Origin of the sequence: Pseudomonas sp. C6002 (assembly GCF_013385805.1) — a bacterium.
Taxonomy (GTDB): Bacteria; Pseudomonadota; Gammaproteobacteria; order Pseudomonadales; family Pseudomonadaceae; genus Aquipseudomonas.
In genome coordinates, this window is record NZ_JACAPH010000015.1 from 64,647 (window position 1) to 87,307 (window position 22,661).

25 protein-coding genes are annotated in these 22,661 nt (G+C 62.6%); 12 read left to right on the forward strand and 13 right to left on the reverse strand.

Going from position 1 to position 22,661, the window contains the following annotated elements:
• Positions 1–7: 7 nt before the first annotated feature.
• The 6 genes from paaB to paaG form a co-directional block, all read right to left on the reverse strand.
• A complete protein-coding gene (gene paaB / locus HX817_RS10135; RefSeq protein WP_003208899.1) occupies positions 8–289 on the reverse strand; it encodes a 1,2-phenylacetyl-CoA epoxidase subunit PaaB in 282 nt (93 codons plus the stop codon).
• Positions 290–316: 27 nt separating this feature from the next.
• Positions 317–1,306: a 1,2-phenylacetyl-CoA epoxidase subunit PaaA gene (paaA, locus tag HX817_RS10140; RefSeq protein ID WP_177040183.1), complete on the reverse strand. Its 990-nt coding sequence runs from the start codon at positions 1,304–1,306 to the stop codon at positions 317–319.
• A 412-nt stretch (positions 1,307–1,718) separates the two neighbouring features.
• Complete coding sequence (gene paaK, locus HX817_RS10145) at positions 1,719–3,044, reverse strand: phenylacetate--CoA ligase PaaK (protein ID WP_177040184.1); 1,326 nt, start codon at positions 3,042–3,044, stop codon at positions 1,719–1,721.
• Positions 3,045–3,145: 101 nt separating this feature from the next.
• Complete coding sequence (gene pcaF, locus HX817_RS10150; RefSeq protein ID WP_177040185.1) at positions 3,146–4,357, reverse strand: 3-oxoadipyl-CoA thiolase; 1,212 nt, start codon at positions 4,355–4,357, stop codon at positions 3,146–3,148.
• Positions 4,350–4,799, reverse strand: coding sequence for a hydroxyphenylacetyl-CoA thioesterase PaaI (gene paaI / locus HX817_RS10155; RefSeq protein ID WP_008431049.1), 450 nt, complete (start codon positions 4,797–4,799; stop codon positions 4,350–4,352). Before paaI ends, pcaF begins: the two co-directional genes overlap by 8 nt.
• Positions 4,800–4,813: 14 nt before the next feature.
• The gene (gene paaG / locus HX817_RS10160; protein ID WP_003208887.1) at positions 4,814–5,605 is read right to left on the reverse strand and encodes a 2-(1,2-epoxy-1,2-dihydrophenyl)acetyl-CoA isomerase PaaG; all 792 of its coding nucleotides are present in this window, start codon (positions 5,603–5,605) and stop codon (positions 4,814–4,816) included.
• Between the two features lie 361 nt (positions 5,606–5,966).
• On the opposite strand from paaG, the gene paaY reads away from it, so the two are divergent.
• From paaY to feaR (HX817_RS10175), 3 genes are all read left to right on the forward strand, one after another.
• On the forward strand, positions 5,967–6,557 hold the full coding sequence (gene paaY, locus HX817_RS10165; protein WP_003208885.1) for a phenylacetic acid degradation protein PaaY: 591 nt from the start codon (positions 5,967–5,969) through the stop codon (positions 6,555–6,557).
• A gap of 61 nt (positions 6,558–6,618) precedes the next feature.
• Positions 6,619–7,542: a phenylacetic acid degradation operon negative regulatory protein PaaX gene (paaX, locus tag HX817_RS10170; protein WP_063029029.1), complete on the forward strand. Its 924-nt coding sequence runs from the start codon at positions 6,619–6,621 to the stop codon at positions 7,540–7,542.
• A gap of 76 nt (positions 7,543–7,618) precedes the next feature.
• Positions 7,619–8,533, forward strand: a complete 915-nt coding sequence (gene feaR / locus HX817_RS10175; RefSeq protein WP_003208881.1) for a transcriptional regulator FeaR — start codon at positions 7,619–7,621, stop codon at positions 8,531–8,533.
• 130 nt (positions 8,534–8,663) lie between these two features.
• On the opposite strand, the gene HX817_RS10180 is transcribed toward feaR (HX817_RS10175), so the two are convergent.
• The 6 genes from HX817_RS10180 to HX817_RS10205 all read right to left on the reverse strand — a co-directional run bounded on the left by HX817_RS10180 (position 8,664) and on the right by HX817_RS10205 (position 13,644).
• Complete coding sequence (locus HX817_RS10180) at positions 8,664–9,185, reverse strand: hypothetical protein (protein WP_008431056.1); 522 nt, start codon at positions 9,183–9,185, stop codon at positions 8,664–8,666.
• Between the two features lie 124 nt (positions 9,186–9,309).
• Positions 9,310–9,831: a methylamine dehydrogenase light chain gene (locus HX817_RS10185; RefSeq protein ID WP_003208877.1), complete on the reverse strand. Its 522-nt coding sequence runs from the start codon at positions 9,829–9,831 to the stop codon at positions 9,310–9,312.
• A 19-nt stretch (positions 9,832–9,850) separates the two neighbouring features.
• Complete coding sequence (mauD, locus tag HX817_RS10190) at positions 9,851–10,471, reverse strand: methylamine dehydrogenase accessory protein MauD (RefSeq protein WP_003208875.1); 621 nt, start codon at positions 10,469–10,471, stop codon at positions 9,851–9,853.
• 3 nt (positions 10,472–10,474) lie between these two features.
• The gene (locus HX817_RS10195) at positions 10,475–11,014 is read right to left on the reverse strand and encodes a MauE/DoxX family redox-associated membrane protein (protein WP_003208874.1); all 540 of its coding nucleotides are present in this window, start codon (positions 11,012–11,014) and stop codon (positions 10,475–10,477) included.
• A gap of 12 nt (positions 11,015–11,026) precedes the next feature.
• Positions 11,027–12,175, reverse strand: coding sequence for an amine dehydrogenase large subunit (locus HX817_RS10200; RefSeq protein ID WP_003208872.1), 1,149 nt, complete (start codon positions 12,173–12,175; stop codon positions 11,027–11,029).
• Positions 12,176–12,519: 344 nt separating this feature from the next.
• Complete coding sequence (locus tag HX817_RS10205; RefSeq protein WP_177036947.1) at positions 12,520–13,644, reverse strand: sensor histidine kinase; 1,125 nt, start codon at positions 13,642–13,644, stop codon at positions 12,520–12,522.
• A gap of 211 nt (positions 13,645–13,855) precedes the next feature.
• Between HX817_RS10205 and HX817_RS10210 the strand changes: the two genes are divergently transcribed.
• The 9 genes from HX817_RS10210 (at position 13,856) to feaR (HX817_RS10250) (ending at position 21,699) form a co-directional block, all read left to right on the forward strand.
• A complete protein-coding gene (locus tag HX817_RS10210; protein ID WP_102368716.1) occupies positions 13,856–15,004 on the forward strand; it encodes an acyl-CoA dehydrogenase family protein in 1,149 nt (382 codons plus the stop codon).
• A gap of 17 nt (positions 15,005–15,021) precedes the next feature.
• Positions 15,022–15,393 carry a hypothetical protein gene (locus HX817_RS10215; RefSeq protein ID WP_177040186.1) on the forward strand — a complete coding sequence of 124 codons (372 nt, stop codon included), beginning with the start codon at positions 15,022–15,024 and terminating at the stop codon, positions 15,391–15,393.
• Between the two features lie 3 nt (positions 15,394–15,396).
• On the forward strand, positions 15,397–15,867 hold the full coding sequence (locus tag HX817_RS10220) for a nuclear transport factor 2 family protein (protein ID WP_008431069.1): 471 nt from the start codon (positions 15,397–15,399) through the stop codon (positions 15,865–15,867).
• Entirely contained in the window at positions 15,864–16,991 is a 1,128-nt protein-coding gene (locus HX817_RS10225; protein WP_177040187.1) for an amidase, read from the forward strand. The genes HX817_RS10220 and HX817_RS10225 overlap by 4 nt, the downstream gene beginning before the upstream one ends.
• Positions 16,992–17,015: 24 nt before the next feature.
• Positions 17,016–18,299: a Rieske 2Fe-2S domain-containing protein gene (locus HX817_RS10230; RefSeq protein WP_102606080.1), complete on the forward strand. Its 1,284-nt coding sequence runs from the start codon at positions 17,016–17,018 to the stop codon at positions 18,297–18,299.
• Positions 18,296–18,787: an aromatic-ring-hydroxylating dioxygenase subunit beta gene (locus tag HX817_RS10235; protein WP_008431075.1), complete on the forward strand. Its 492-nt coding sequence runs from the start codon at positions 18,296–18,298 to the stop codon at positions 18,785–18,787. The genes HX817_RS10230 and HX817_RS10235 overlap by 4 nt, the downstream gene beginning before the upstream one ends.
• Before the next feature lie 139 nt (positions 18,788–18,926).
• On the forward strand, positions 18,927–19,667 hold the full coding sequence (locus tag HX817_RS10240; RefSeq protein WP_003208858.1) for an SDR family NAD(P)-dependent oxidoreductase: 741 nt from the start codon (positions 18,927–18,929) through the stop codon (positions 19,665–19,667).
• Between the two features lie 100 nt (positions 19,668–19,767).
• On the forward strand, positions 19,768–20,718 hold the full coding sequence (locus HX817_RS10245; RefSeq protein ID WP_177028817.1) for a PDR/VanB family oxidoreductase: 951 nt from the start codon (positions 19,768–19,770) through the stop codon (positions 20,716–20,718).
• A gap of 60 nt (positions 20,719–20,778) precedes the next feature.
• Entirely contained in the window at positions 20,779–21,699 is a 921-nt protein-coding gene (feaR, locus tag HX817_RS10250; protein WP_023658728.1) for a transcriptional regulator FeaR, read from the forward strand.
• Between the two features lie 147 nt (positions 21,700–21,846).
• Here feaR (HX817_RS10250) and HX817_RS10255 read toward each other — a convergent pair whose 3' ends face one another.
• Positions 21,847–22,452: a response regulator transcription factor gene (locus HX817_RS10255; RefSeq protein WP_003212609.1), complete on the reverse strand. Its 606-nt coding sequence runs from the start codon at positions 22,450–22,452 to the stop codon at positions 21,847–21,849.
• Positions 22,453–22,661 lie beyond the last annotated feature (209 nt).

Below are 22,661 nucleotides of genomic sequence, written 5' to 3' on the forward strand. Positions count from 1 at the left end.
GTCGACCTCACATATGCCCGACTTCGGCCGGCAACTCGTAGAAGCTGGCGTGGCGGTAGACCTTGTCATCGGCCGGGTCGAACAGCGGGTCTTTCTCGTCCGGCGACGAGGCGGTGATCAGCGCGGAAGGCACTACCCACAGGCTCACGCCTTCACTGCGGCGGGTGTACAGCTCCCGGGCGTTTTCGATGGCCATGGTGGTGTCGGCGGCATGCACGCTGCCCACATGCTTGTGATTCAGGCCGTGCTTGCTGCGCACGAAGACTTCAAACAGGGTCCATTCAGACATAACGGTGACTCCACATCAGGTGGCCGATCAGGCGGCGTTCTTGTTCTGTTTTTTACGGGCGTGGGCGACGGCGGCTTCGCGTACCCAGGCACCGCCTTCAATCGCCTTGCGGCGGGTGGCGACGCGTTCCTGGTTGCACGGGCCGTTGCCCTTGAGCACTTCGTAGAACTCGCTCCACTGGATCTCGCCGAAATCGTAATGGCCGCGTTCGGCGTTCCACTTCAGGTCCGGGTCGGGGCAGGTGCAGCCCAGCAGCTCCAGCTGCGGGATGGTCTGGTCGATGAAGCGCTGGCGCAGTTCGTCGTTGCTCTGGCGCTTGATTTTCCAGGCCATGGACTGGGCGCTGTTGGGGGAGTGTTCGTCGCTGGGGCCGAACATCATCAGCGATGGCCACCAGAGGCGGTTGATCGCGTCCTGGACCATGTCTTTTTGCGCCTGGGTGCCCTGGCGCATCATGGTCAGCAGCAGTTCGTAGCCCTGGCGCTGGTGAAAGCTTTCTTCCTTGCAGATGCGCACCATGGCCCGGGAGTAGGGGCCGTAGGAGGTGCGCTGCAGTACCACCTGGTTGACGATGGCGGCGCCGTCTACCAGCCAGCCTACTGCGCCCATGTCGGCCCAGTTCAGGGTGGGGTAGTTGAAGATGCTGGAGTACTTGGCCTTGCCGCTGTGGAGCTTGGCGATTTCTTCGTCGCGGTCGGCGCCCAGGGTTTCCATGGCGCTGTAGAGGTACAGGCCGTGGCCGGCTTCGTCCTGGATCTTGGCCATCAGTTGCAGCTTGCGTTTGAGGGTGGGGGCGCGGGTGACCCAGTTGCCCTCGGGCAGCATGCCGACGATTTCCGAGTGGGCGTGTTGGGAGATCTGGCGGATCAGGGTTTGACGGTAGGCGTCGGGCATCCAGTTCTTGGCTTCGATCTTGATTTCGGCGTCGATTTTTTCCTGGAAAGCGCGTTCCTGGTCGGACATCTCGGAGAGGTCCTTGATGCGCTTTACTCCGGTTTCTACAAGCTGTGCGTACATGGGGGGTCTCCCGCCTTGTGTTTTGTCGTAGGCATGGAGGACTTTATAAGCGATACGGAAATTAATATCAAACACAAAATTACGTGTCGTTATTTGATTTTGTATCGCTTTGCGGGAAGGGAGCAGATATCTGTCGCTACGGTAACGGCGGCATAGGGTTCCCGGTCACCGTGGTAAGCAGGGCCAGTAGGCAAAAAACAGGGCCGCTTTATGTGGGAGCGGGCTTGCTCGCGAAGAACCTGAGTGCGCCGCGTTGAATCAGGATGCCCGCGTCATCGTTAACGACCTTCGCGAGCAGGCCCGCTCCCACATTTGAACCGTGTGCGCCTTTGATTTTGCTGGTGCTCTACCCCCACCCCAAAAAACGAGCAAAAAAAAGCCCCGCAAATGCGGGGCCAAAAAGGTGCAGCAGTCATGCTTTAGGGCGACGATCCATCACATGGCAAGCCTTGCCCTCAGACCGCTTGATCGAATGCAGCGGCTGCAAAACGATGCGCGAGCTGATCCCGATATACGTCTTGATGTGCCTGCTCAGTTCGCTGGAGACGGCTTTCTGTTGTTCATCATTGAGGTGCTGATGCTCAGCCTTCAGCTCCACATGCACATCCACACTGTCCAGGTTGCCATTACGATACAGATGTATCTCATAACACTCTGAAAGCTGTTTTATTTTAAGCACCTGCTCCTCGATCTGCGTGGGAAACACATTAACCCCGCGAATGATCAACATGTCATCACTGCGCCCGGTGATCTTGTCGATCCGCCGCATCGGCCGCGCAGTCCCCGGCAGCAACCGCGTCAAATCCCGGGTGCGGTAGCGAATCATCGGCAGCGCCTCCTTGCTCAAGGAGGTAAATACCAGTTCTCCCATCTGCCCGTCCGGCAGCACCTCACCCGTCACCGGGTCGATGATCTCCGGGTAGAAGTGATCCTCCCAAATGGTCGGGCCATCCTTGGTTTCCGCACACTCCATGGCCACCCCAGGCCCCATGATTTCCGACAGCCCGTAAATATCCAGCGCCATAATCCCCAGTCGCGCCTCGATTGCACTGCGCAGCTCGGCAGTCCACGGCTCGGCCCCAAAGATCCCCAGTCGCAACGCCAGCTTCTGTGGATCAATGCCCTGGCGCTCGATTTCATCGGCAATGTTCAGCATGTACGAGGGCGTGACCATGATGATGTCCGGTTGGAAATCCTTGATCAGTTGCACCTGTTTTTCCGTCTGCCCGCCGGACATCGGAATCACCGTACAACCCAGGCGTTCCGCGCCGTAGTGGGCACCAAGACCGCCGGTGAACAGCCCGTAGCCATAGGAGATATGCACCTTGTCGCCACGTCGCCCACCGGCCGCGCGGATCGAGCGGGCCACCACATTGGCCCAGGTGTCGATGTCGTTCTGGGTGTAACCCACCACCGTCGGCTTGCCGGTGGTGCCGCTGGAAGCGTGCAGGCGCACCACCTCGTTCATCGGCACGGCAAACATGCCGTAGGGGTAACTGTCCCGCAGGTCGCCCTTGGTGGTGAACGGGAACCTGGCCAGGTCGTCCAGGGACTTGATGTCATCCGGGTGCACCCCCAGCGCGTCGAAGCGCTGACGGTACAGCGGCACATTCTGGTAGGCGTGGCGCAGGCTCCAGCGCAGGCGCTCCAGTTGATGGGCGCGCAGTTCGTCGACGCTGGCGGTTTCCAGCGGGTCCAGCACAGGGTTAAGCACGGCGTTTGGAATAGGCATGTTCATGAGTTCACTCGAATTATTTTTGTGTATCAGCCCACCGCACACCGTGGGCTTTGAGTGCATGCCCCAAGGATACCGCTAGGCTCCCCGGGAATCGCGAATCTTTAGTCGGACAGGCGCTCGATGATCAGCGCGATGCCCTGGCCCACGCCGATGCACATGGTGCACAGGGCGTAGCGGCCGCCACGTTCCTCCAATTCATGCAGGGCGGTAGTTACCAGCCGTGCGCCGCTCATCCCCAGTGGATGGCCGAGGGCGATGGCGCCGCCGTTGGGGTTCACCCGTGGGTCGTTGTCCCCCAGGCCCAGCTCGCGCAGCACCGCCAGGCCCTGGGCGGCGAAGGCTTCGTTGAGCTCGATCACGTCCATGTCCGCCAGGCTCAGGTTGGCCAGTTCCAGCACCTTGCGGGTCGCCGGCACCGGGCCGATGCCCATGATGCGCGGTTCCACGCCGGCGGTGGCCATCGCCACCACCCGGCCGCGGGCGACCAGGCCGTGACGCTTGGCAACTTCCGCGCTGGCCAGCAGCAGGGCGCAGGCGCCGTCGTTGACCCCGGATGCATTGCCGGCGGTGATGCTGCCACCCTCGCGGAATGGCGTGCCGAGTTTCTGCAGTTGTTCAAGGGTGGTGTCGCCGCGGGGGTGTTCGTCGTGTTCCACCACCTTGGCCGGGCCTTTGCGCTGGGGGATCTGCACCGCGACGATTTCCCTGGCCAGGCGCCCGCTGGCCTGGGCGGCGGCTGCACGTTGCTGGCTGCGCAGGGCAAACGCGTCCTGGTCTGCGCGGGAGATATTGAACTGCTCGGCGACGTTTTCAGCGGTCTCCGGCATCGAGTCGATCCCGTAGGCCTTTTTCATCAGCGGGTTGACGAAGCGCCAGCCAATGGTGGTGTCGTATAGCTGCGCATCGCGGGAAAACGCCTGTTCGGCCTTGCCCATTACCAGCGGCGCACGGGACATCGATTCCACGCCGCCTACCAGCATCAAGCCGGCCTCGCCACAGCGAATCGTCCGGGCCGCGCTGCCGATGGCGTCCAGCCCCGAGCCGCACAAACGGTTGAGGGTGGTGCCCGGCACGCTCACCGGCAGCCCGGCCAGCAGCGCCGACATGCGCGCCACGTTGCGGTTGTCTTCGCCGGCCTGGTTGGCGCAGCCGTAGATCACATCGTCGACGCTGCTCCAGTCTACTTGCGGGTGGCGGCGCAGCAGTTCGCGCAGCGGCACCGCTCCGAGGTCGTCGGCACGCACGCTGCTCAAGGCGCCGGCGTAGCGGCCGATCGGGGTGCGGACTGCGTCGATGATCAAGGCGTCATTCATTCGGATTCTCCTGCGCCAGCACCGTGCCGCGCACTTTGTAGGATTTGCCATGGAACAGCGCAATCAGCTGGCCCAGTTGGTTTTCGATACGGACGTCGTAGTTGCCGGTGCGACCCGAGCGGCTTTGCTCGCGGCAATCGGCACTCAAGGTGTCGCCCAGGTGGGCCGGGGCGATGTAGTCGATGCTGCAGCCGAGCGCCACGGTGGCGTCGTTGTAGCTGTTGCAGGCCAGGGCGAATGCCGAGTCCGCCAGCGCAAACAGGTAGCCGCCGTGGCAGGTGCCGTGGCCCTGGATCATGTCGGCGCGCACGCTCATGCCCAGTCGTGCGCAACCCGGCGCCACCGAGAGCAGGCGCATGCCCATGCCCTGGCTGGCGGCATCGCGGCTGAACATGGCCTGGGCGCACTGGTTGGCCAGGTTCATGGCTTCATGGTTGGTCATGTGGTGCGCTCCTTTCAGCGGCCCTTGAAGCTTGGGCTGCGTTTTTCCATGAAGGCGGCGACGCCTTCGCGGTAATCCTCGCTGCGCCCGGCCAGGCGTTGCAGGTCGCGCTCCAGCTCCAGTTGTTGGTCAAAGCTGTTGCTCAGGCTGGCGTTCAGGCTGCGCTTGATCAGCGCCAGGCCGTAGGTCGGTTGCGTGGCCAGGTGGCGGGCCAGGGTCAGGGCTTCGTTGCGCAATTCGGCGTCGTCCACGCAGCGGTAGATCAGGCCCCATTGCTCGGCCTGCTCGGCGCTCAGGCGGTTGCCCAGCAGGGCCAGCGCCTTGGCGCGGGCCATGCCCACCAGGCGCGGCAGGGTCCAGGTGCCGCCGGAATCGGGGATCAGGCCGATCTTGCAGAAGGCTTGGATGAAGTTCGCCGAGCGTGCTGCCAGCACCAGGTCGCAGGCCAGCGGGATGTTCGCGCCGGCACCGGCCGCCACGCCGTTGACCGCGCAGATCACCGGCAAAGGCAGGTCGCGCAGTTGGCGGATCAGCGGGTTGTAGAACTTCTCGATGGATTCGCCCAGGTCCGGCACCGCGCTGCCGGGTGCCACGTTGCGGTCGCTGAGGTCTTGCCCGGCGCAAAAGCCGCGGCCTTCACCGGTGAGCAGCAGCACGCGCACGTCGGGGTTTTCCTGGACTTGCTTCAACGCTTGCTGGACTTCGCCGTGCATCTGCGTGTTGAAGCTGTTGAGCTGGTCGGGGCGATTGAGGCTGAGCAGGGCGACGCCGGCCTCGATGGAAAACAGGATGTGTTCGAAGTTCATGGTCGTGAGGCCCTCACGGTGCACGCTCGGCGGTCAGCCGGCTCATTATTGGATCGGCGTGGTCAGCCGGTTTTGCCGGAGTATAGCTTTAACGTGATACATAAATGCAACGATAAAATTGATTTGGTGTGTCTTGTTTTGAGTTTGATGAAAATGAACTGCTCGCTGTGCTGGTCGGTGAATACCTGATAAATCCCCTATTTTATTGGCTTTACGTCGATTATCAGCGGCACCGTATCAAGCCACGGCGACACATGATTCAAGCGATACGCTTTTTCAGCTTTGTGCTTGTAAAAATGATGTGATACAAAATAAGCCAAGATCGGCATCGCTTTGCGAATACGCCATAAAAGGAATCCCCATGACTTGCTACAGCCTCGACGGCCTGACCCCGGTGGTCGACCCCACGGCCTACGTCCATCCCTCGGCGGTACTGATCGGCGACGTGATCATCGGCCCCCATTGCTATGTAGGGCCGCTGGCGAGTTTGCGCGGCGACTTCGGGCGCATCGTCCTCGAAGAAGGCGCCAACCTGCAGGACACCTGTGTGATGCACGGCTTCCCGGACAGCGATACGGTGGTCGAGCGCAACGGCCATATCGGCCACGGCGCCGTGCTGCACGGTTGCCGGATCGGCACCGATGCGCTGGTGGGCATGAATGCGGTGGTGATGGACAACGCCCGTATCGGCGCTCGCTCATTCGTCTCGGCGGCGGCGTTCGTCAAAGCCGGTTTCGAGTGCCCTGAGCAGTCGTTGGTGATGGGCGCGCCGGCCAGCGTCAAGCGCAGCCTCAGTGATGAAGAGGTGCACTGGAAACAAACCGGCACCCGTGAATACCAGCGCCTGGCTCAGCGTTGCCTGGAGCAGATGCAGGAATGCGCACCCCTGAGCGCACCGGAAGCTGATCGCCCACGCATCAGCGACAGCGGCCTGCGGCCCAAGGGCAGATGAATCGCCTGCATCCCGACGCCGCTAAAAACGGTATATTTTCTCTTTTTGCCTCGGTACGCCCATGTCGTCACTGACACCCCTGAACCAACTGATTACCCGCTTCCAGGAGCAGACGCCGATTCGCGCCAGTTCCTTGATCATCACCTTGTACGGGGACGCCATCGAACCCCACGGCGGGACGGTGTGGCTGGGCAGCCTGATCCAGTTGCTCGAACCCATCGGCATCAATGAACGGCTGATCCGCACCTCGATCTTCCGCCTGACCAAGGAAGGCTGGCTGACCGCCGAAAAAGTCGGGCGCCGCAGCTACTACAGCCTGACCGGTGCCGGGCGTCGGCGTTTCGACAAGGCCTTCAAGCGGGTCTACAGCTCCAGCGTGCCGGCATGGGATGGCTCGTGGTGCCTGGTGATGCTCACGCAGTTGACCCAGGACAAGCGCAAACAAGTGCGTGAAGAGCTGGAGTGGCAAGGTTTTGGTGCGATTGCCCCGACCGTGCTGGCCTGCCCACGCAGCGACCGCGCCGACGTCAACGCCACCTTGCTCGACCTCGGCGCCCAGGAAGACACCATCGTCTTCGAAACCACCGCCCAGGATGTACTGGCCTCCAAGGCCCTGCGGGTGCAGGTGCGCGAGAGCTGGAACATCGAGGAGCTGGCGGCCCATTACAGCGAGTTCATCCAACTGTTCCGACCGCTCTGGCAAGCGCTTCGCGAGCAGGAACAGCTACAGCCTTCGGATTGTTTCCTGGCACGGGTCCTGCTTATCCATGAGTACCGCAAACTGCTGCTGCGCGACCCGCAATTGCCCGATGAATTGCTCCCCGGCGATTGGGAAGGCCGAGCCGCCCGCCAGTTGTGCCGCAATATTTACCGGTTGATCTACGCCAAGGCCGAGGAATGGCTGAACAGCGCGCTGGAAACTGCCGACGGCCCGTTGCCGGACGTTGGCGAAAGCTTTTACCGGCGGTTCGGAGGCCTGAAATAAGGAGCGACGCTGTTCAGGAGAACGGGTGGAGTGATGTGGCGTAGAGAATAAAAATAAGCCTGCGTGAGGCCTGAACATGATGTCTTCAATTGCACAGCGCTGTGATGGGTTCGACCAATGGATCCATCAGATCAATCAGATCTGTGGCGCATTCGATGGGCAGATCCTGGGGGATGGTTTTTCCGGGCAGATCCGCGAGTACCAGAGCGGCGCGCTGAAACTCAGCTTTGTCGACGCCTGCCAGGCTCGCTTGTTTCGTACCCCCAGCCAAATCGCGGCGGGCGAGGGCGGCAAGTACTTTGCCGTGTTCCAGCTCGACGGCACGGCCGGCATGGCCCAGGGTGACAGCAAGGCGCTGTTGCGCGCCGGCGACATTACCCTGATCGATGCGGCGCACCCCAGCGACTTCACCTACAGCGAGAATTCGCGGCAGTTGTCGTTGATCCTGCCGTCGTACCTGGTGGAGCAGACCTTGCGTTTCAACCCGGTCAAATGCGGGCACCGGATCGAGGCGACGTCGCCGATGGCGATGCTGTCCCGGCAGCTGATTCTGGAGGCCACCCGGCAAGACAACCTGACCTTGCAGGAAAGCGAGGCGACGCTGGAGGCGATCATCAACCTGCTGCGCCCGGCGATCAGCCAGGCGGGCGAGGGCAGCGACGCCCATGAGCGAGTGTTCCGCAAGACGCTGGAGTGCATTGACCAGCACATTCGCTCCGAAGAGCTGTGCCCCGAGTGGCTGGCGCGGGAGGTGGGGATGTCGGTGCGCGGGCTGTACCGGATCTTTGCCCGCAAGGGCCTGGTGGTGGCGCGGTACATCAAGAACCGACGGCTGGATTTGTGTGCTGAATCCCTGCGCCAATCCAGGGTGGAGGAAAAGCTTTCGGTGCTGGGGTACTCGTGGGGGTTTTCGGATTCGAGTTATTTTTCGACGGCGTTCAAGTCACGGTTCGGCATTGCGCCGGGTGAGTACCGCAAACAACACGCCTGATCAGGGGATACGCCGATCAAAAATGTGGGAGCGGGCTTGCTCGCGAATGCGGTGTTTCAGTTGATGCATTGGGTGACTGACACACCGCATTCGCGAGCAAGCCCGCTCCCACATTTGGATCGCGTTTCGTTCAGTTGGGCATTCCATCTTCAATCGCAATCCCTTGCGCCCGCATTTCCTTGATCAACCCCGCCCTTGTGCCCGGCAGATTGAGCATCGCTTTGTGCCGTAACTCAGTCACTTCCGCAGCGCTATAGGGCTTGTAATCCACCGGCGTACTCTTGCCCGCCATCCCGTCCGGGCGCATCAGCCAGTTCAGCAAATCCGCCAGTTGCCCATCGTTCAGCGCCGACTGCGACATCCCCGGCACCCGTACCAAAAACTCCCGCCCGCCTGGCACCTTCAGAAAGTTGCCGACAAACCCGGTCATCCTCGGTGTGTCGTTCGCCGCCGAGCCCATGCCGCTGCCCAGATGGCAGCCGGCACACTGCAGCTGATAGTTGGTCGCCACGCTGTACCCGGCCTGGGCGATCGGCGTTTGCGGCGACTCATTCCCCGGTGCGTGCTTCTGGTTTGGATTGGGAATGGCCCGAGCCTGGGCGAGCGGGGTGGCGAAGACACACATCAAGCTCAGCAAAAACAACGTACGCATGACAAGCCTCTTGCACTGACCTGTGGCGAGGGCGCTTGCTCCCGTTGGGCTGTGCTGCGGCCCCAAGATCTCTGGGAGCGCTTCGCACTCCAACGGGAGCAAGCTCCCTCGCCACAAGGGTGAGTTAAACCGCGACGCCGCGAATGATTGAGACCGTGCAGTGGTAGATGTGGGATTTGGCCGCCAGGCACCAGTTCACATCGTTGTTGTTGAACGGCCGGTACGCCGGTTCCTCACTGTCGTTACGCGTGCACGCGCACTGGGCGCAGCTTTGCTTACCGCAGCAGTCGTTATAGGAAATGATGTAGTCCTTGCCATCCGCCGGGTTGCGGCAGGTGCCGATCCAGGTCACCTGGGACGCCTCGGTGCCCGGTGGGCAGGAGGTCACCGAGCCGCCACAGCAACTGCACAGGAAACCGTCGATGGAGCAGTAGCGCCAGTAGTCGCAACTGTTCGGGTCGCCCGGGTCACCGGCTTTCGGGTTATCGGCAGCCAGCGCCTTGCTGGTGCGGTCCAGGGGCAGCAGCAGGGGCAACGCGGCGCCTGCGACCATCAGCGAACCCATACGGGCCAACAGTTTGCGTCGCGACGTGGTGTCGGCCAGGCGACGGGTCGAGCGCTCGAATAACAGATCCAGCAATTTCATGAGAGTCTCCCTGCCTTAATCAGTGGCTATGGCCGTGGCTGTGGTCGTGGGGCTGCGGCTGGCTGTTGAGGTATTCCTGCAGCGTCGCGCTTTTCAGGTGTTCGACTTCGAACAGGCTGTCCAGGTGCTCGCGGGAATTGACCAGGCCCTTGGCGCGCAAGGTGCCGCTCTTGTCGATCAGCGCGGCATACGGCAGCTTGCCGATCTGGTAGGTCATGCCGACTTCCGGGCCGACCACGTAGGTGACGTCGTCCAGCTTGTGTTCGGTGATCAGCGCGTGCTGGGCTTCCATGTCGCCGTCGCTGATAAACACCACATCGAGTCGGTCAGCCTGTTCCCTGGCGATGGACTTGATCGCCGGCAACAGGGATTTGCAGATCGGGCAGGTGGGCGAGAGGAAGAACAGCAACTGGTTCTTCTCACCGGCATAGCCGAAGTTCACCGGGCGGCCTTTACGGTCGGAAGCGGTGACTTGCGGGGCCGGCTCATTCACCGCCACGCCCTTGTCGACCATCAGTGCGCCGGCCGGGGCGATGCGCCCGTGCAGCACACCAATCTGGCGCACCAGGCCCATCACGGCAAACGCCAGCGCCAGCAGCAGTACCCACAGCAGTACGTTGGAAACAATAAGGCCTTCCATTGATCACCTACCAATCAGTTTGAGCAGAAGAGGGGAGTTCGCCAGCAGGCCATCGGCTGCGGCGTAAATCAGCAGCGCGACGGCGCTGGCGGCGACGGTGACGAAGCCGTCGAAAAAACCCAGGTCACGGGCAATCGGCAGCACGCTGGCCAGCAGGGCCACGGCCACCAGTGCGCCGTTGCGCAACAGCAGGATCGGCCGCAACGGCTGCGCCTGGTCGGGGCCTGCGCAGCCGCAGTCGATGTCCCGGCGGCCGCGCCACAGGTTGATGCCAATGGCGGCGGCGTACAGTGCAATCAGGCCGGCGGCGCCGAGGGCGGCCCAGGAACGGCTGGCCGGCACCAGCAGGGCAAAGGCAATCACCAGTTCCAGCACCGGGATTACCCGGGCGGCGGGGCGAGTCACTGCCTCTGGCAGCAACTGGTAATCGGCCAGTTGCCGGGCGAAGCGTGCCGGTGCGCGCAACTTGTGGGTCGCGGCACTGGCCAGCAACACCGCGATGGCGAGGGCGCTGGCAATGATGAAGATCGGGTCGATATGCATGGCCGAACCTCTTTAGTAGCTCATGATCTGGGTTGCGGTCTTCGCTACCTTGGCCATGCTACCGGTGAGTTTGTTGGTCTTGAGGTCGAAGATCTGCAAGCCGCCTTCGACGTCGGCGCCCAGCAACAGGGGCTTGTCGTCGCCGGTGGCCTGCATGCTCCAGACCGGGGTCGGGGCTTCCAGGGTGGCTATCTTCTTCATGGTCTTGAGGTCGTAGGCCCAGATGATGGTGCTCGGGTCTTCCCACTTCATCGGCTCGTGGTTGTCGTGCATCAGCACGTACATGCGGTTGAGCTTTGGTGCCACAGCCATCAACTGCCAGCCACCCGGGGCCCAGCCGGTTTTCTTTTCCGCATCGGTGGTGAGTGACCAGGACGGCAGGATTTTCGGCTCATCGCCGGAGAAATCTACCGGGCGGATGGTGCCGGTGGTGGTGGTGAAGTAGTAGGTGTCGCCCACGTTCACCGCGCGTTCGTTGAGCTTCTCGGCGTTGGGGTCGAAGAAGTGCGTGCGGTTGCGCGAGGTTTCCTGGCCCTGCTCGTTCAGCGTCACCACTTGCAGGCTGCCGTCGCCGCACAGGGAGGCGAAGCGGCGAGTGCCGACCGGGTAATTGAGTACGCAGCCCGGGATCGCGATTTCGGCGGTGACGGAGCGGGACTGTGTGTCGACCACGGTCACCGAGGTGGAGGGTGTGAAGTTGTAGACGTAGACGAAGCGGTCATCGCCGCTGGTCTTCAGCCCATAGCGCTGGGTCAGGGATTCGGCGCGTTTGTTCGGGATCAGCACTTCCCAGGCGGGCGACAGGCTGGAGCTGTCCCAGGCGGTGAGCACATCGGTGCGATCGCCCCGGGTGCCGCGGGAATAGTAAATGTCGGCGCTGTACAGGGTCTTCTGGTCGTGGCTCAGGGCCGAGGGCGCGGCGAAGCCGGTGGGGACCATGCCGAGGACGCGCTTCTTGTCGGGATCTACCACGGTGACGCGGCCGACCACGAAGCTTTCGAATTCGACGTCTACCACGAATGCGCGGTGGGCTTCCGGTGGAAAGGCCAGGGTGGTCTGGCCGATGGTGTCTGGCGGTAAATCCGCCTGGGCGCTGTTCAAGCCGAGTACAAGCAGGCCCAGACCCAGCGCTGACTGTACGTTGATCCTGTTGCTTCGCATTAGGGGCACTCCCTGAATTATTGTGTTTTGCTAATCGCGGGTGCTTTGGCAGATTCTTGCAAGTGGATTCTGCCTTGTGGGGCGATTGCAAGAATTGTTGTGTCTGCCAAGTGGTTGTGTGTCTGTGCCAATGGTTTGGGGTAGGGTGTATATCCGTTATTTTTGTTATGGCAGAAACGGGTTCCGCTCTTGCAGCGGCTCACTTTTGAACAGCCCTGTAGGCGCTGGCTTGCCGGCGATGGTCGTTAACGATGACGTTGGCATCCTGAATAAACGCGGCGACCTCACGTTTTTCGCCGGCAAGCCGGCTCCTACAGAAAAGCCGCTTCGCAAATGCCCCAATCTCACGACCCCACCAAAGGCAACGAAAAACTGAACACCGCCCCACACGGCTCCAGATTCTGCGCCCAGATATCCCCCTGATGCCGACCAATGATGTTCTTGCACAACGCCAGCCCAATCCCGTTACCACCCACCTTCGACGAAAAGAACCCGTCAAAGATTTTCTCCCGCGCCACGGCCTGAATCCCGCGCCCACAATCCTCGACACTCAACCGCGCCACGTTTCCATCCCGGCAGGCATGCAACCGCAGCACCCGACGCTCCACGGGCAGCTCACTCATCTCTTCAATGGCATTGAACGCCAGGTTCAGAATCACCTGCCCAATCAGCACCCTCTCGCACTGCACCATCAGCGGTTGCGCGCTCGGGACGATCTCCAGCCGCACCTGACTCGGCTCGGCCCGCAGGCTGATGAAATATCGGGTTTCCTGCAGCAACTCATTGAGGTCCACCCACTCCGCGCTCTGCTCCAGCTTGACCACATAATCACGCACACTCTTGATGATCGTTGACGCATGCTCGACCTGCCGCACGGCACTTTGCAGCCCCCAGTTCACCCCCTGGTCGGCACTGTGGGTATCGCCCAGACGAATCAAAACCCCCTCGATAAAGTTGCGCGTGGCCGCCAGTGGCTGGCTCAACTCATGAGCAATCGCCACCGCCATCTCGCCCATGGCGTTGTATCGGGCCAGGTATTCAAGCTGCTGTTCACTGACACGCCGGGCTTCCTCGGCGCGGATCAGGTCCCGCTTCACCTTGTCTTCCCGGGAAATATCCCGGAACTGCACCATCAGCACGTCGCGCCCGTCCAGGTGCACCAGCGTCGCGACCGCTTCCGAAAGAATCTCCACCCCGGCCTTGGAGCGATAACACCACTCGATGGTGCGCTGGCCACTGCGGGCCGCTCGCTCGAGCCAACGCAGGCCGATGGAGCGCTTGTACTTCGGTGCGTCCCGGGTCATGTCCGGGGCCTTGAGCGGGATCAGTTCTTCCAGGGTAAACCCCAGCGCCGACAGCGCCGCGGTGTTGGCCCAGAGGATGTCCTTGCTCTGCGCATCGTGAAGGATGGTGCAGATCGGCATGGCTTCGATCAGGGTGTGGAAATCATTGTTATTGGGTAGGTACATCGCGTAGCCCTTGGCGGTGGAGGGGACGACTACGGTGGCAAGTTATACCGGTTTGCATCCGGGGGCACGCTCAGAAGTAATCGGGGGCGCACTAGGGGATTTCTTTAGCCGGTGGGCTGCACGCCCCAATAGTTGACGGTGGTCGGGCTTTTTACACTGGACCTATCAACGCCCGACACGGCGTCCATAACAACTACAACGGAGAAAGCCCATGCTGCGTTCGGCCCTCGTGCAACCAGACGCTTTACCCGACGTGCAGCCCGCGCTGTTCCAGCAGGTGCTCGATGAAGTGCGCCAGCGCCGCGACGAGTTCGACGCCGGCTCCCACGTGCCACGGGACATGATCGAACGCTTCAAGCAGGTGGGCATCTACCGGGCGGCCACGCCCCGTTGTTTCGGCGGCGATGCCCTGGCCCCCGCAACGTTCTTGCAGATGATCGAGCGCATATCCGAAGCCGATGGCTCCGCCGGCTGGGTCGCCAGCTTCGGCAGCGCCGGCGTCTATCTTGCGGCCTTGCCCCAGGAAACCCTCGCCGAACTGTATGCCGACAGCCCCGATCTGGTGTTTGCCGGTGGCCTGTTCCCGTTGCAGCCGGCGGAAACCGTCGAGGGCGGCTGGCAGGTCAACGGCACCTGGAAGTTTGCCAGCGGCTGCAAAGGCGCCGACCTGCTGGGCGTGGGCATCGGTGCGGCGGGCGGCAAGCCACGCACTGCCGTGTTCAAGCCCGGCCAGGTTGAAATCATCGAAAACTGGGACGTGGTCGGCCTCAAGGGCACCGGCAGCCATGACCTGCGAGTTACCGACCAATACATCGACGAGCGCTGGACCTTCATCCGTGGCGGCGCCGCCACCATCGACGAGCCGCTGTTTCGTTATCCCTCGATTGCCTACGCCGCCCAGGTGCTGGCGGTGGTCAACCTCGGCCTGGCCCGCGCGGCCCTCGATGAAATCAGCGCCATGGCCAGCGGCAGCGGCATCACCGGCGCGCCGAAACTGGCGGACCGCGCCTACGTGCGCATCGAAATCGCCAAGGCCGAAGCGCGGCTGAGCGCCGCTCGGGGCTTTTTCTACGGCGCCACCGAACAAGTGTGGAACTCGATCCTCGCCGGCAACCCGGTCACGGCCGAGCAAACCAGCCTGCTGCGCCTGACCGCCATTCACGTGTCCCAGGCCGGCGCCGCCGTGGTGCAGAGCGCCTACAGCCTGGCGGGCACCACCGCGATCTACCTGCGCCACCCGCTGCAACGCTACCTGCGCGACGCCATGGTGGTGACCCAGCACGCCTTCCTCAGCGAAGGCCTGTACGACGGCGCGGGCTCGGTGTTCCTCGGCGTTCCTCCATTTCCTGGCTACATCTGACTTTCAAGGATCAACCCATGTCCCAAGCCACTCAAGAACCGCTGCGCGTCGTCTTCTGCATCGGCATCACCCAGAACTTTTTCGACCTGCCTACCGGCGAAGGCCTGAGCGTGTGGAAAGGCTTCAGCCAGATGATGGGCGACCTCGGCGCCATGCCGGGCATCAACGTGCTGGCGGCGATGGATGACGACCGCTTGATGGTCGGCCCGTCGACCACCTCGCCGTGGACCGTCTACATCATGGCCGACGTCGACTGCCACCAGTCGGTGATCGACGCCTGCAACCTGTTCCGTACCACGCCGGTGGGTGAATACAGCCTGTGGCGCTACGCCAAGGTTGAAGCGCGGATCGGCCGCCCGCTGACCATTCCCGAAGCGGCCAGGGTGTGAGCCATGGACCTGTTGCAGCGTGTTGAAACCCTTGAAGGGGAGAGCCAGGTAAGGCGCTTGATGGCGCGCTACATGGACCTGTGCGACGTGCCCCGGGCGGCGACCAACGTTCGCGAGTTGGCCGAGTTGTTCACCGTGGATGCGGTGTGGGAAGGCATTGGCACAAGTACCGCGCAGACCTTCGGCCAGCATCGGGGGCGCGACGCGGTGGCGGCGTTTGTCGGCAGCTACCTGCCACCGTCGGAACACTTTGCGCTGAACCTGCATTACCTCACCAGTGAGTCGATCCAGGTAGACGGCAGCGCGGCTGCAGGGCAGTGGATCATGCAACAGATTTCCACCTACGCGGACCAGCGCAGCGAGTTGTTCGGCACGCGGCTGACCATCGATTTTCGCCGTGTCGACGGCACCTGGCTGATCGCGCATTTCCGTACGCAGCGCCTGTTCAATAGCATGTTGGGGGTGAACCCATGAGTACCTTCGTCAGCGAATTTTTACTCGGTGGCGGCGGCCGACGCGTGGCCATCAAGGATTCCATCGACATCGCCGGATATCCGACCCGCTCGGGCAGTCGTGCCTTTGCCGATGCTCCGCCGGCGACGCGGCATGCGCACGTGGTGCAGGCGGTCCTGGATGCCGGCTGGCAGATCGTCGGCAAGACCAGCCTGCATGAACTGGCATTTGGCGTCACCGGCATCAACGACTGGAGCGGTACGCCCGTCAATCCCCAGGCGCCAGACCGCGTGCCGGGCGGCTCCTCCAGCGGTTCGGCCGCGGCGGTTGCGGCGGGCCTGGCGGATATCGCCATTGGTACCGACACCGGCGGCTCGGTGCGGGTGCCGGCGGCGTGCTGCGGGATTGCCGGGTTGAAACCGACCTATGGCCGAGTCAGCCGCATTGGCGCGCAACCGGCGGTATCCAGCCTCGATTGCGTCGGTCCGTTTGCCGCGAACATGCAGGACCTGATTGCCGCGATGCAGGTGATTTGCCCGGGTTTCCAGCCACAGGCGGCGCCGTCCGGCAGCGTGCCGGTGGGCTTTCTGGATGTGGCCTGTGAGCCATGGCTGAAGGCGAGCCTGATGGCTGCCGTCGACGCGGCCGGCTGGCGTCAGCAGCGTCTGCATCTGGACGACTTTGACACGGCGTTCGGCGCAGGCCTTACGGTGATTAACGTCGAAAACTGGGCAGCCTTCGGTCACCTCACCGGCAAGGGGCTGATCGGTGCGGATGTCGAACAACGCTTGTTGGCTGCCAGCCGCAGCAGCGCCGCTGATTTGGCCGCAGCCGAAGTCGTGCGCACCCGCTTCAGTCATCAGGTGGACGCCGCGCTCGAAGAATTCTCCGTGTTGCTGCTGCCGACGATGCCAGACCTGCCGCCGACCCTGGCCGAAGCCCGCAACGGCAGCCAGGCCGTGGCCCGCATGACGCCATTGGTGCGGCCATTCAACCTCAGCGGCCACCCGGCGTTGACGGTGCCGGTGACCCTGGCCGACAGCGGGCTGAAGGTCGGGCTACAGATTGTCGGCCGTAAGGGCCAGGACGAATGGGTGTGTGCCCTCGGCGCACAACTGCAGCAGAGCATCACGGCTCGCCAATAAGAACAACGCCTTGAGGAGGGCTCCATGAGTACCCATGAATACCGGCTGATTGCCAAATCGAAAAGCCTCGACGAGTTGGTCAAGCACGATCGCGTCGACGTCTCGCTGTACAACGACCCGGCGCTGTTCGAGGCCGAACTGGAAAAGATCTTCTACCGCACCTGGGTCTGGGTCGCCCATGAAAGCGAAGTAAGCAACAGCGGCGACTTCAAGACCGCGACCATCGGCCGGCGCCCGGTGATTGTGGTGCGCGACAAGAAAGGCGCGATCAACGTGCTGGAAAACCGCTGCCGCCACCGTGGCGCCACGGTTTGCGAGAAGCACAAGGGCAACGCCACCGGCTTCACCTGCCCGTATCACAGCTGGTCCTATGGTTTGGACGGCAAGCTGCGGGCGCTGCCTTACCCGGACGGCTACGAAGGCATCCTGGAAAAGTCCGAGTTACCCCTGACCAGCCTGCGGGTGGACAGCTACGCCGGGATGGTATTCGCCAGCTACAACGACGATATCGAACCGTTGGCCGACTTCCTCGGCGGCGCCAAACACTGGATGGACCTGTTCATGAAGCAGGGCGCCGGCTACCCGATCAAGACCCAGGGCGAACACAAGTTCAGCTTCAAGGGCAACTGGAAGATCCAGCTGGAAAACACCACCGACGGCTACCACTTCCCGATCGTGCACAAGTCGTTCATGTCGTCGGTGGACGCCGAGACCTCGGAAATGCTCTCGTTCATGACCGACGAGCAGGCCGTCACCCATTCCCTGGGCAATGGCCACAGCGTGATGGTGATGGTGCCCGAGCATGTCGACCTGGACCACGACGACGGTACCGAGCAATTGCAGGAGCGTTTCGCCCACGTCACCGAAGAACTGTCGAAAACCATGGAGCCGGCCCAGGTGCGACGCATCGTGCGCTCGCTGCACGGCGCCGGGTTCAACCTCAACCTGTTTCCCAATGTCGCCATGTCGATGTCGTTCTTCCGGGTGCTGCGCCCGGTGTCGGTCACCGAGACCGAAATCCGCCACGTCGCCCTGGGCATGGAGGGCGGCCCACAGGTTGCCAACCGCGAGCGCCTGCGCATCCACGAACACTTCCAGGGCCCGTTCGGCTTTGGCAGCCCCGACGACGCCGAAGCCTGGGACCGGGTGCAACGCGGCTCGTATGCCGGCGTGGACGCACCGATCCTGGTCAACCGTGGCCTGAACCGCGAAGTGCTGGCCGACAACGGCGACAAGGTATCCCACGCCACTGATGAAGGCGGCATGCGCGGGGCCTATGACATGTGGAAAAGGATGATGAGCCAATGAACACCCTGACTGGTTTTACCGCACCGCTGGCCCAGGCCATCGAATTCATCTGGCGTGAAGCCGAACTGCTGGACCACAAGGACTACGTGCAATGGGCCGCGTTGTGGAGCGAGAGCGGGCGCTACGTCGTGCCGATCGACCCGGACACCGAGGATTTTGAAGCCAACCTCAACTATGCCTATGACGATGCGCGCATGCGTGACCTGCGCATCGAACGGCTGACGGCGGGGTATTCACCGTCGGCGGTGGATGCGGCGAAAACCGTGCGCAGTGTGTCGCGATTCACCCTGGTGGAAGCGGCGGGCGAGGTGGTGGAGGTTAACTGTGCGCAGCTGCTGTACGCCTACAAGCGCGGAGTACACACGCCGTTCGTGGCCGACCTGAATTACCGCATCCGGTTCAGCGCCGGGGTCGCGACCCTGGAGCGCAAGGTGGTGCGGCTGATCAATTCCACCGACAGCCTGAGTGCACTCGGCTTTCTGTTGTAAGCACGATTCAAACAACGACACAAAACCAATGTGGGAGCGGGCTTGCTCGCGAATGCGGTGGATCAGTCGCCACATGCATTGACTGACACACCGCATTCGCGAGCAAGCCCGCTCCCACAGTTGAGATGAGGACATCCTGATGAACCGAATCGCGCTTGTAACCGGCGCCTCCCGTGGCCTCGGCGAATGCATCGCCCGGCGCCTGCACGCCGCAGGCTACCGCGTGGGCCTGGCGGATGTGCACCTGGACGGCGTGCAGCGCCTGGCCTCTGAACTCGACAACCGCGGCGAAACCGCCGTCGCCATCGAGCTGGATGTGCGCAACAAGGCCGATTTTATTCGCGCCCGGGACCTGCTCAGCGAGCGCTGGGGCGGCACCGATATCCTGGTGAACAACGCCGGGGTGTCGAAAGTTGCGGCGCTGATGGACATCACACCCGAGGAATTCGACGAATCGATGGCGATCAACCTGCGGGGCACGTTCGTGGCCTGCCAGGTGTTTGGTGCGCATTTCGCCGAACGAGGGTTCGGGCGCATCGTCAATATCGCCTCCCTCGCCGGGCAAAACGGCGGCACTGCCACTGGCGCGCATTACGCCGCGGCCAAGGGTGGCGTGGCTACGCTGACCAAGGTCTTCGCCCGTGAACTGGCGCCCCGGGGCGTGACGGTCAACAGCATTTCGCCAGGCCCGCTTGATTTGCCGGTGGTGCGCGAAACCGTGGCGCCGGAGCGCCTGGAGCAGATCCTCAAGATTATCCCGACGGGCACCCTCGGCGACCCGCACACCATCGCCGACACCGTGCTGCTGTTGATCGCCGACCACGCCGCCTCGATCACGGGCGCGTGCTGGGACATCAACGGCGGGCTGTTCATGCGCTAGTCATCGCCGAAGAGAGTGGGCCTGCTGCGCAGTCCAGCGGGAGCAAGCTCCCTCGCCACAGGTTAGCGTTCAACCGAAACAACAGGATTCAGGTGCTGCAATGATGAAGGTGAAGATCGAACGCATCGTCGATGAAGCGCTGGATATCCGTTCCTTTCGCCTCGTGCGCAGTGACGGCCAGCCCCTCGACAGTTATGAGCCCGGGGCCCATGTGGACCTTACCGGGCCAACCGGCGTCACCCGCCAGTATTCGCTGTGCAGCCCGCCCCACGATGGCCGCGCGTACCTGGTGGCGGTGAAGAAAGAGGCGCAATCCCGTGGCGGCTCCCTGGCCCTGCATGAGCAGGTGCAGGAGGGCATGGAACTGGAGATGGGCGCGCCGCGCAACCTGTTCCGCCTCGACCCGGAGGCGCCGGCCCATGCGCTGTTTGCCGCCGGTATCGGGGTGACGCCGCTGTTGAGCATGGCCTATCGACTGGCCGACAGCGGCCAGCCGTGGCGCCTGCACTATTTTGCACGTTCGGCGCAGTACGCGGCGTTTACCCAGCTGTTGGCCGATACATTCGGCGAGCATGTGCAGTTTCACTATGGCGTCGAGCCGGGCGCGCTGGATGCGGCCTTGAGTACCTGCCTGGAGCAGGCGGGCGCGGCTGCCCACGTCTACACCTGCGGCCCCGCGCCGTTCATGCACAAGGTGGTGGAAGTGGCGGCCCGCAGCCGTCCCGAGGAAGCGATCCACCTGGAGCACTTCCAGGCCGACCCAGCGGTGAATGTCGGGCCCAGCGGTGGTTTCGAGGTGGAGCTGGTCAGCTCCGGCGTGGTGCTGCAAGTACCGGCGAATACCAGCCTGGTGGACGTATTGCAGGCCCACGGTTGCGACATCGACACCGAGTGCCGCGAAGGCATCTGCGGCACCTGCATTGTCGAGGTGCTGGAAGGCGTGCCCGAGCACCGTGACAATTGCCTGTCGACCAAGGAGAAGGCCGCCAACCGGCAGATTTGTGCGTGTGTTTCCCGGGCGGTTTCCGCTCGTCTGGTATTGGATATTTGATCGGCGCTACCCGTAAGATTGCTGGGACCAAAAAAATAAAAAATGTGAGGCCTTGCGGTCATGATGAGTTCAACGGTGCAACGTAACGAATCGTTCGAGCGTTGGTTACAGCAGGTTAACCAGGCCTGTGGACGCTTCGATGCCAGGGCCCTGGGCGCGGGGTTTTATGGGGAATTGAGCGAGTTTCGCAGCGGCGCGATCAAGCTCAGCGTGGTCGATATGGCCCAGGTGCATCTATATCGCAGCAGCAAGGAAGTCAGTACGGGCAATGAAGGGCACTACTACGCGGTGTTCCAGTTGCAGGGCAGCGCGCAGCTGGAACAGGGCGACAACCGTGCGCAGCTGGGCTGCGGTGACATCGCCCTGATCGACGCCTGCCGCCCCAGTGACATGACCTACCACGACAACTCCCGGCAATTGTCGCTGATCCTGCCGCGCCAGGTGGTGGAGCGCGGTTCGCACTTCACGGCGGTCAACTGCGCGACGCGGATCTCGGCGCGCACGCCGTTGGCGCTGATGGCCAGCCAGATGGTGCTCGACACCCGCCAGCAAAACGACCTGGGCATGCAGGAAAGCGAAGCCGTGCTGGATGCATTGGTCAGCCTGCTGCTGCCGGGGATCAGCGCCCGGGACAACGGTGTGGACACCCAGGAACGGCAGTTTCGCAAGACCATCGCCTACATCGATGCGCACATCGGCGCCGAAGAACTCTGCCCGGAGCTGATCGCCCGGGAAGTCGGAGTGTCGGTGCGCGGGCTGTACCGGATGTTTTCCAAGCGCGGGCTGGTGGTGGCGCAGTACATCAAGCACCGACGCCTGGATTTCTGCGCCGAAACCCTGCGCCATTCGCCGGCGGAGCAGAAGCTGTCGGCACTCTGTTATGCCTGGGGCTTCTCCGACTCCAGCTACTTCTCATCGGCGTTCAAGTCGCGCTTCGGCGTGTCACCGGGCGAGTACCGCAAGCGCTATAGCCATCATTGATGCGTGCCGCTCCCGAACCTGGAATGCATTTTCCTGTGGGAGCCGGGCTTGCCCGCGATGCAGGCCACTCAGTCTGACAGGTACACCGCCGCGACCCCATCGCAGCCTCGCCAAGGCTCGACAGCTCCCACATTCAATCATCGCGCCCTAGGGATACAGCACCTCGCGGACCAGCATGGCGATGCTGGTCACGCCCATCTTTTCCTTGATCTTGGTGCGGTGCACGTCAACGGTCTTCACGCTGATGTTCAGCTCGCGGGCAATCACCTTGCTCGCCTTGCCGTCCACCACCAGCATCAACACTTCTCGCTCCCGGCTCGTCAGCAGCGCCAGCTTGCCTTGCAGGTGCTCGCGCTGTTCCTGGTCGGCCTGGGCCTGTACAGCGGTCTTCAGCGCGGCCTGGATGCGGTCGATCATCTGTTGCGGGTTGTAGGGCTTCTCGACGAAATCCAGCGCGCCGTTTTTCATTGCGGTGACCGACATCGGTATGTCGCCGTGGGCCGACACGAAGATGGTCGGCAAGGTGCTGCCGCGCCGGTTGAGGATCTCCTGCAACTGGAAGCCGCTGGTCTGCGGCATGCGCACGTCCAGCACCAGGCAGGCGGGCTGGCGCGGGTCGTAGTGCGCAAGGAACTCTTCGGCCCCGGCGAAACATTGGGCCTTTACGCTGACCGACTCCAGCAGCCAGGCCAGCGAGGTACGCAGGTCTTTGTCGTCATCAACGATGTAAACAATCGGTGTGCGAATTTCCATCAGGGACTGCCACGAGAATTTCTAATTATTGTTTTCGCACGCGGGCACGCTGCGGCGGACATTGGCTCATCTGTGGAGCCTTGCCAGCAGAATACCCAGTGTGAACGGCCCTGACGATAAAGAAACCACCTAGTCGGCATGGGGATCGTCTGAATGGTCGCGCCGCACGGGGCGTCTTAGTCTTGTGGCATCACCCACGGACCGTAAAG

What these genes read in the sequence shown, in the direction of transcription:
- paaB (WP_003208899.1), bottom strand. Translation starts at nt 289, where the DNA reads ATGTCTGAATGGACCCTGTTTGAAGTCTTCGTGCGCAGCAAGCACGGC.
- paaA (WP_177040183.1), bottom strand. Translation starts at nt 1,306, where the DNA reads ATGTACGCACAGCTTGTAGAAACCGGAGTAAAGCGCATCAAGGACCTC.
- paaK (WP_177040184.1), bottom strand. Translation starts at nt 3,044, where the DNA reads ATGAACATGCCTATTCCAAACGCCGTGCTTAACCCTGTGCTGGACCCG.
- pcaF (WP_177040185.1), bottom strand. Translation starts at nt 4,357, where the DNA reads ATGAATGACGCCTTGATCATCGACGCAGTCCGCACCCCGATCGGCCGC.
- paaI (WP_008431049.1), bottom strand. Translation starts at nt 4,799, where the DNA reads ATGACCAACCATGAAGCCATGAACCTGGCCAACCAGTGCGCCCAGGCC.
- paaG (WP_003208887.1), bottom strand. Translation starts at nt 5,605, where the DNA reads ATGAACTTCGAACACATCCTGTTTTCCATCGAGGCCGGCGTCGCCCTG.
- paaY (WP_003208885.1), top strand. Translation starts at nt 5,967, where the DNA reads ATGACTTGCTACAGCCTCGACGGCCTGACCCCGGTGGTCGACCCCACG.
- paaX (WP_063029029.1), top strand. Translation starts at nt 6,619, where the DNA reads ATGTCGTCACTGACACCCCTGAACCAACTGATTACCCGCTTCCAGGAG.
- feaR (WP_003208881.1), top strand. Translation starts at nt 7,619, where the DNA reads ATGATGTCTTCAATTGCACAGCGCTGTGATGGGTTCGACCAATGGATC.
- HX817_RS10180 (WP_008431056.1), bottom strand. Translation starts at nt 9,185, where the DNA reads ATGCGTACGTTGTTTTTGCTGAGCTTGATGTGTGTCTTCGCCACCCCG.
- HX817_RS10185 (WP_003208877.1), bottom strand. Translation starts at nt 9,831, where the DNA reads ATGAAATTGCTGGATCTGTTATTCGAGCGCTCGACCCGTCGCCTGGCC.
- mauD (WP_003208875.1), bottom strand. Translation starts at nt 10,471, where the DNA reads ATGGAAGGCCTTATTGTTTCCAACGTACTGCTGTGGGTACTGCTGCTG.
- HX817_RS10195 (WP_003208874.1), bottom strand. Translation starts at nt 11,014, where the DNA reads ATGCATATCGACCCGATCTTCATCATTGCCAGCGCCCTCGCCATCGCG.
- HX817_RS10200 (WP_003208872.1), bottom strand. Translation starts at nt 12,175, where the DNA reads ATGCGAAGCAACAGGATCAACGTACAGTCAGCGCTGGGTCTGGGCCTG.
- HX817_RS10205 (WP_177036947.1), bottom strand. Translation starts at nt 13,644, where the DNA reads ATGTACCTACCCAATAACAATGATTTCCACACCCTGATCGAAGCCATG.
- HX817_RS10210 (WP_102368716.1), top strand. Translation starts at nt 13,856, where the DNA reads ATGCTGCGTTCGGCCCTCGTGCAACCAGACGCTTTACCCGACGTGCAG.
- HX817_RS10215 (WP_177040186.1), top strand. Translation starts at nt 15,022, where the DNA reads ATGTCCCAAGCCACTCAAGAACCGCTGCGCGTCGTCTTCTGCATCGGC.
- HX817_RS10220 (WP_008431069.1), top strand. Translation starts at nt 15,397, where the DNA reads ATGGACCTGTTGCAGCGTGTTGAAACCCTTGAAGGGGAGAGCCAGGTA.
- HX817_RS10225 (WP_177040187.1), top strand. Translation starts at nt 15,864, where the DNA reads ATGAGTACCTTCGTCAGCGAATTTTTACTCGGTGGCGGCGGCCGACGC.
- HX817_RS10230 (WP_102606080.1), top strand. Translation starts at nt 17,016, where the DNA reads ATGAGTACCCATGAATACCGGCTGATTGCCAAATCGAAAAGCCTCGAC.
- HX817_RS10235 (WP_008431075.1), top strand. Translation starts at nt 18,296, where the DNA reads ATGAACACCCTGACTGGTTTTACCGCACCGCTGGCCCAGGCCATCGAA.
- HX817_RS10240 (WP_003208858.1), top strand. Translation starts at nt 18,927, where the DNA reads ATGAACCGAATCGCGCTTGTAACCGGCGCCTCCCGTGGCCTCGGCGAA.
- HX817_RS10245 (WP_177028817.1), top strand. Translation starts at nt 19,768, where the DNA reads ATGATGAAGGTGAAGATCGAACGCATCGTCGATGAAGCGCTGGATATC.
- feaR (WP_023658728.1), top strand. Translation starts at nt 20,779, where the DNA reads ATGATGAGTTCAACGGTGCAACGTAACGAATCGTTCGAGCGTTGGTTA.
- HX817_RS10255 (WP_003212609.1), bottom strand. Translation starts at nt 22,452, where the DNA reads ATGGAAATTCGCACACCGATTGTTTACATCGTTGATGACGACAAAGAC.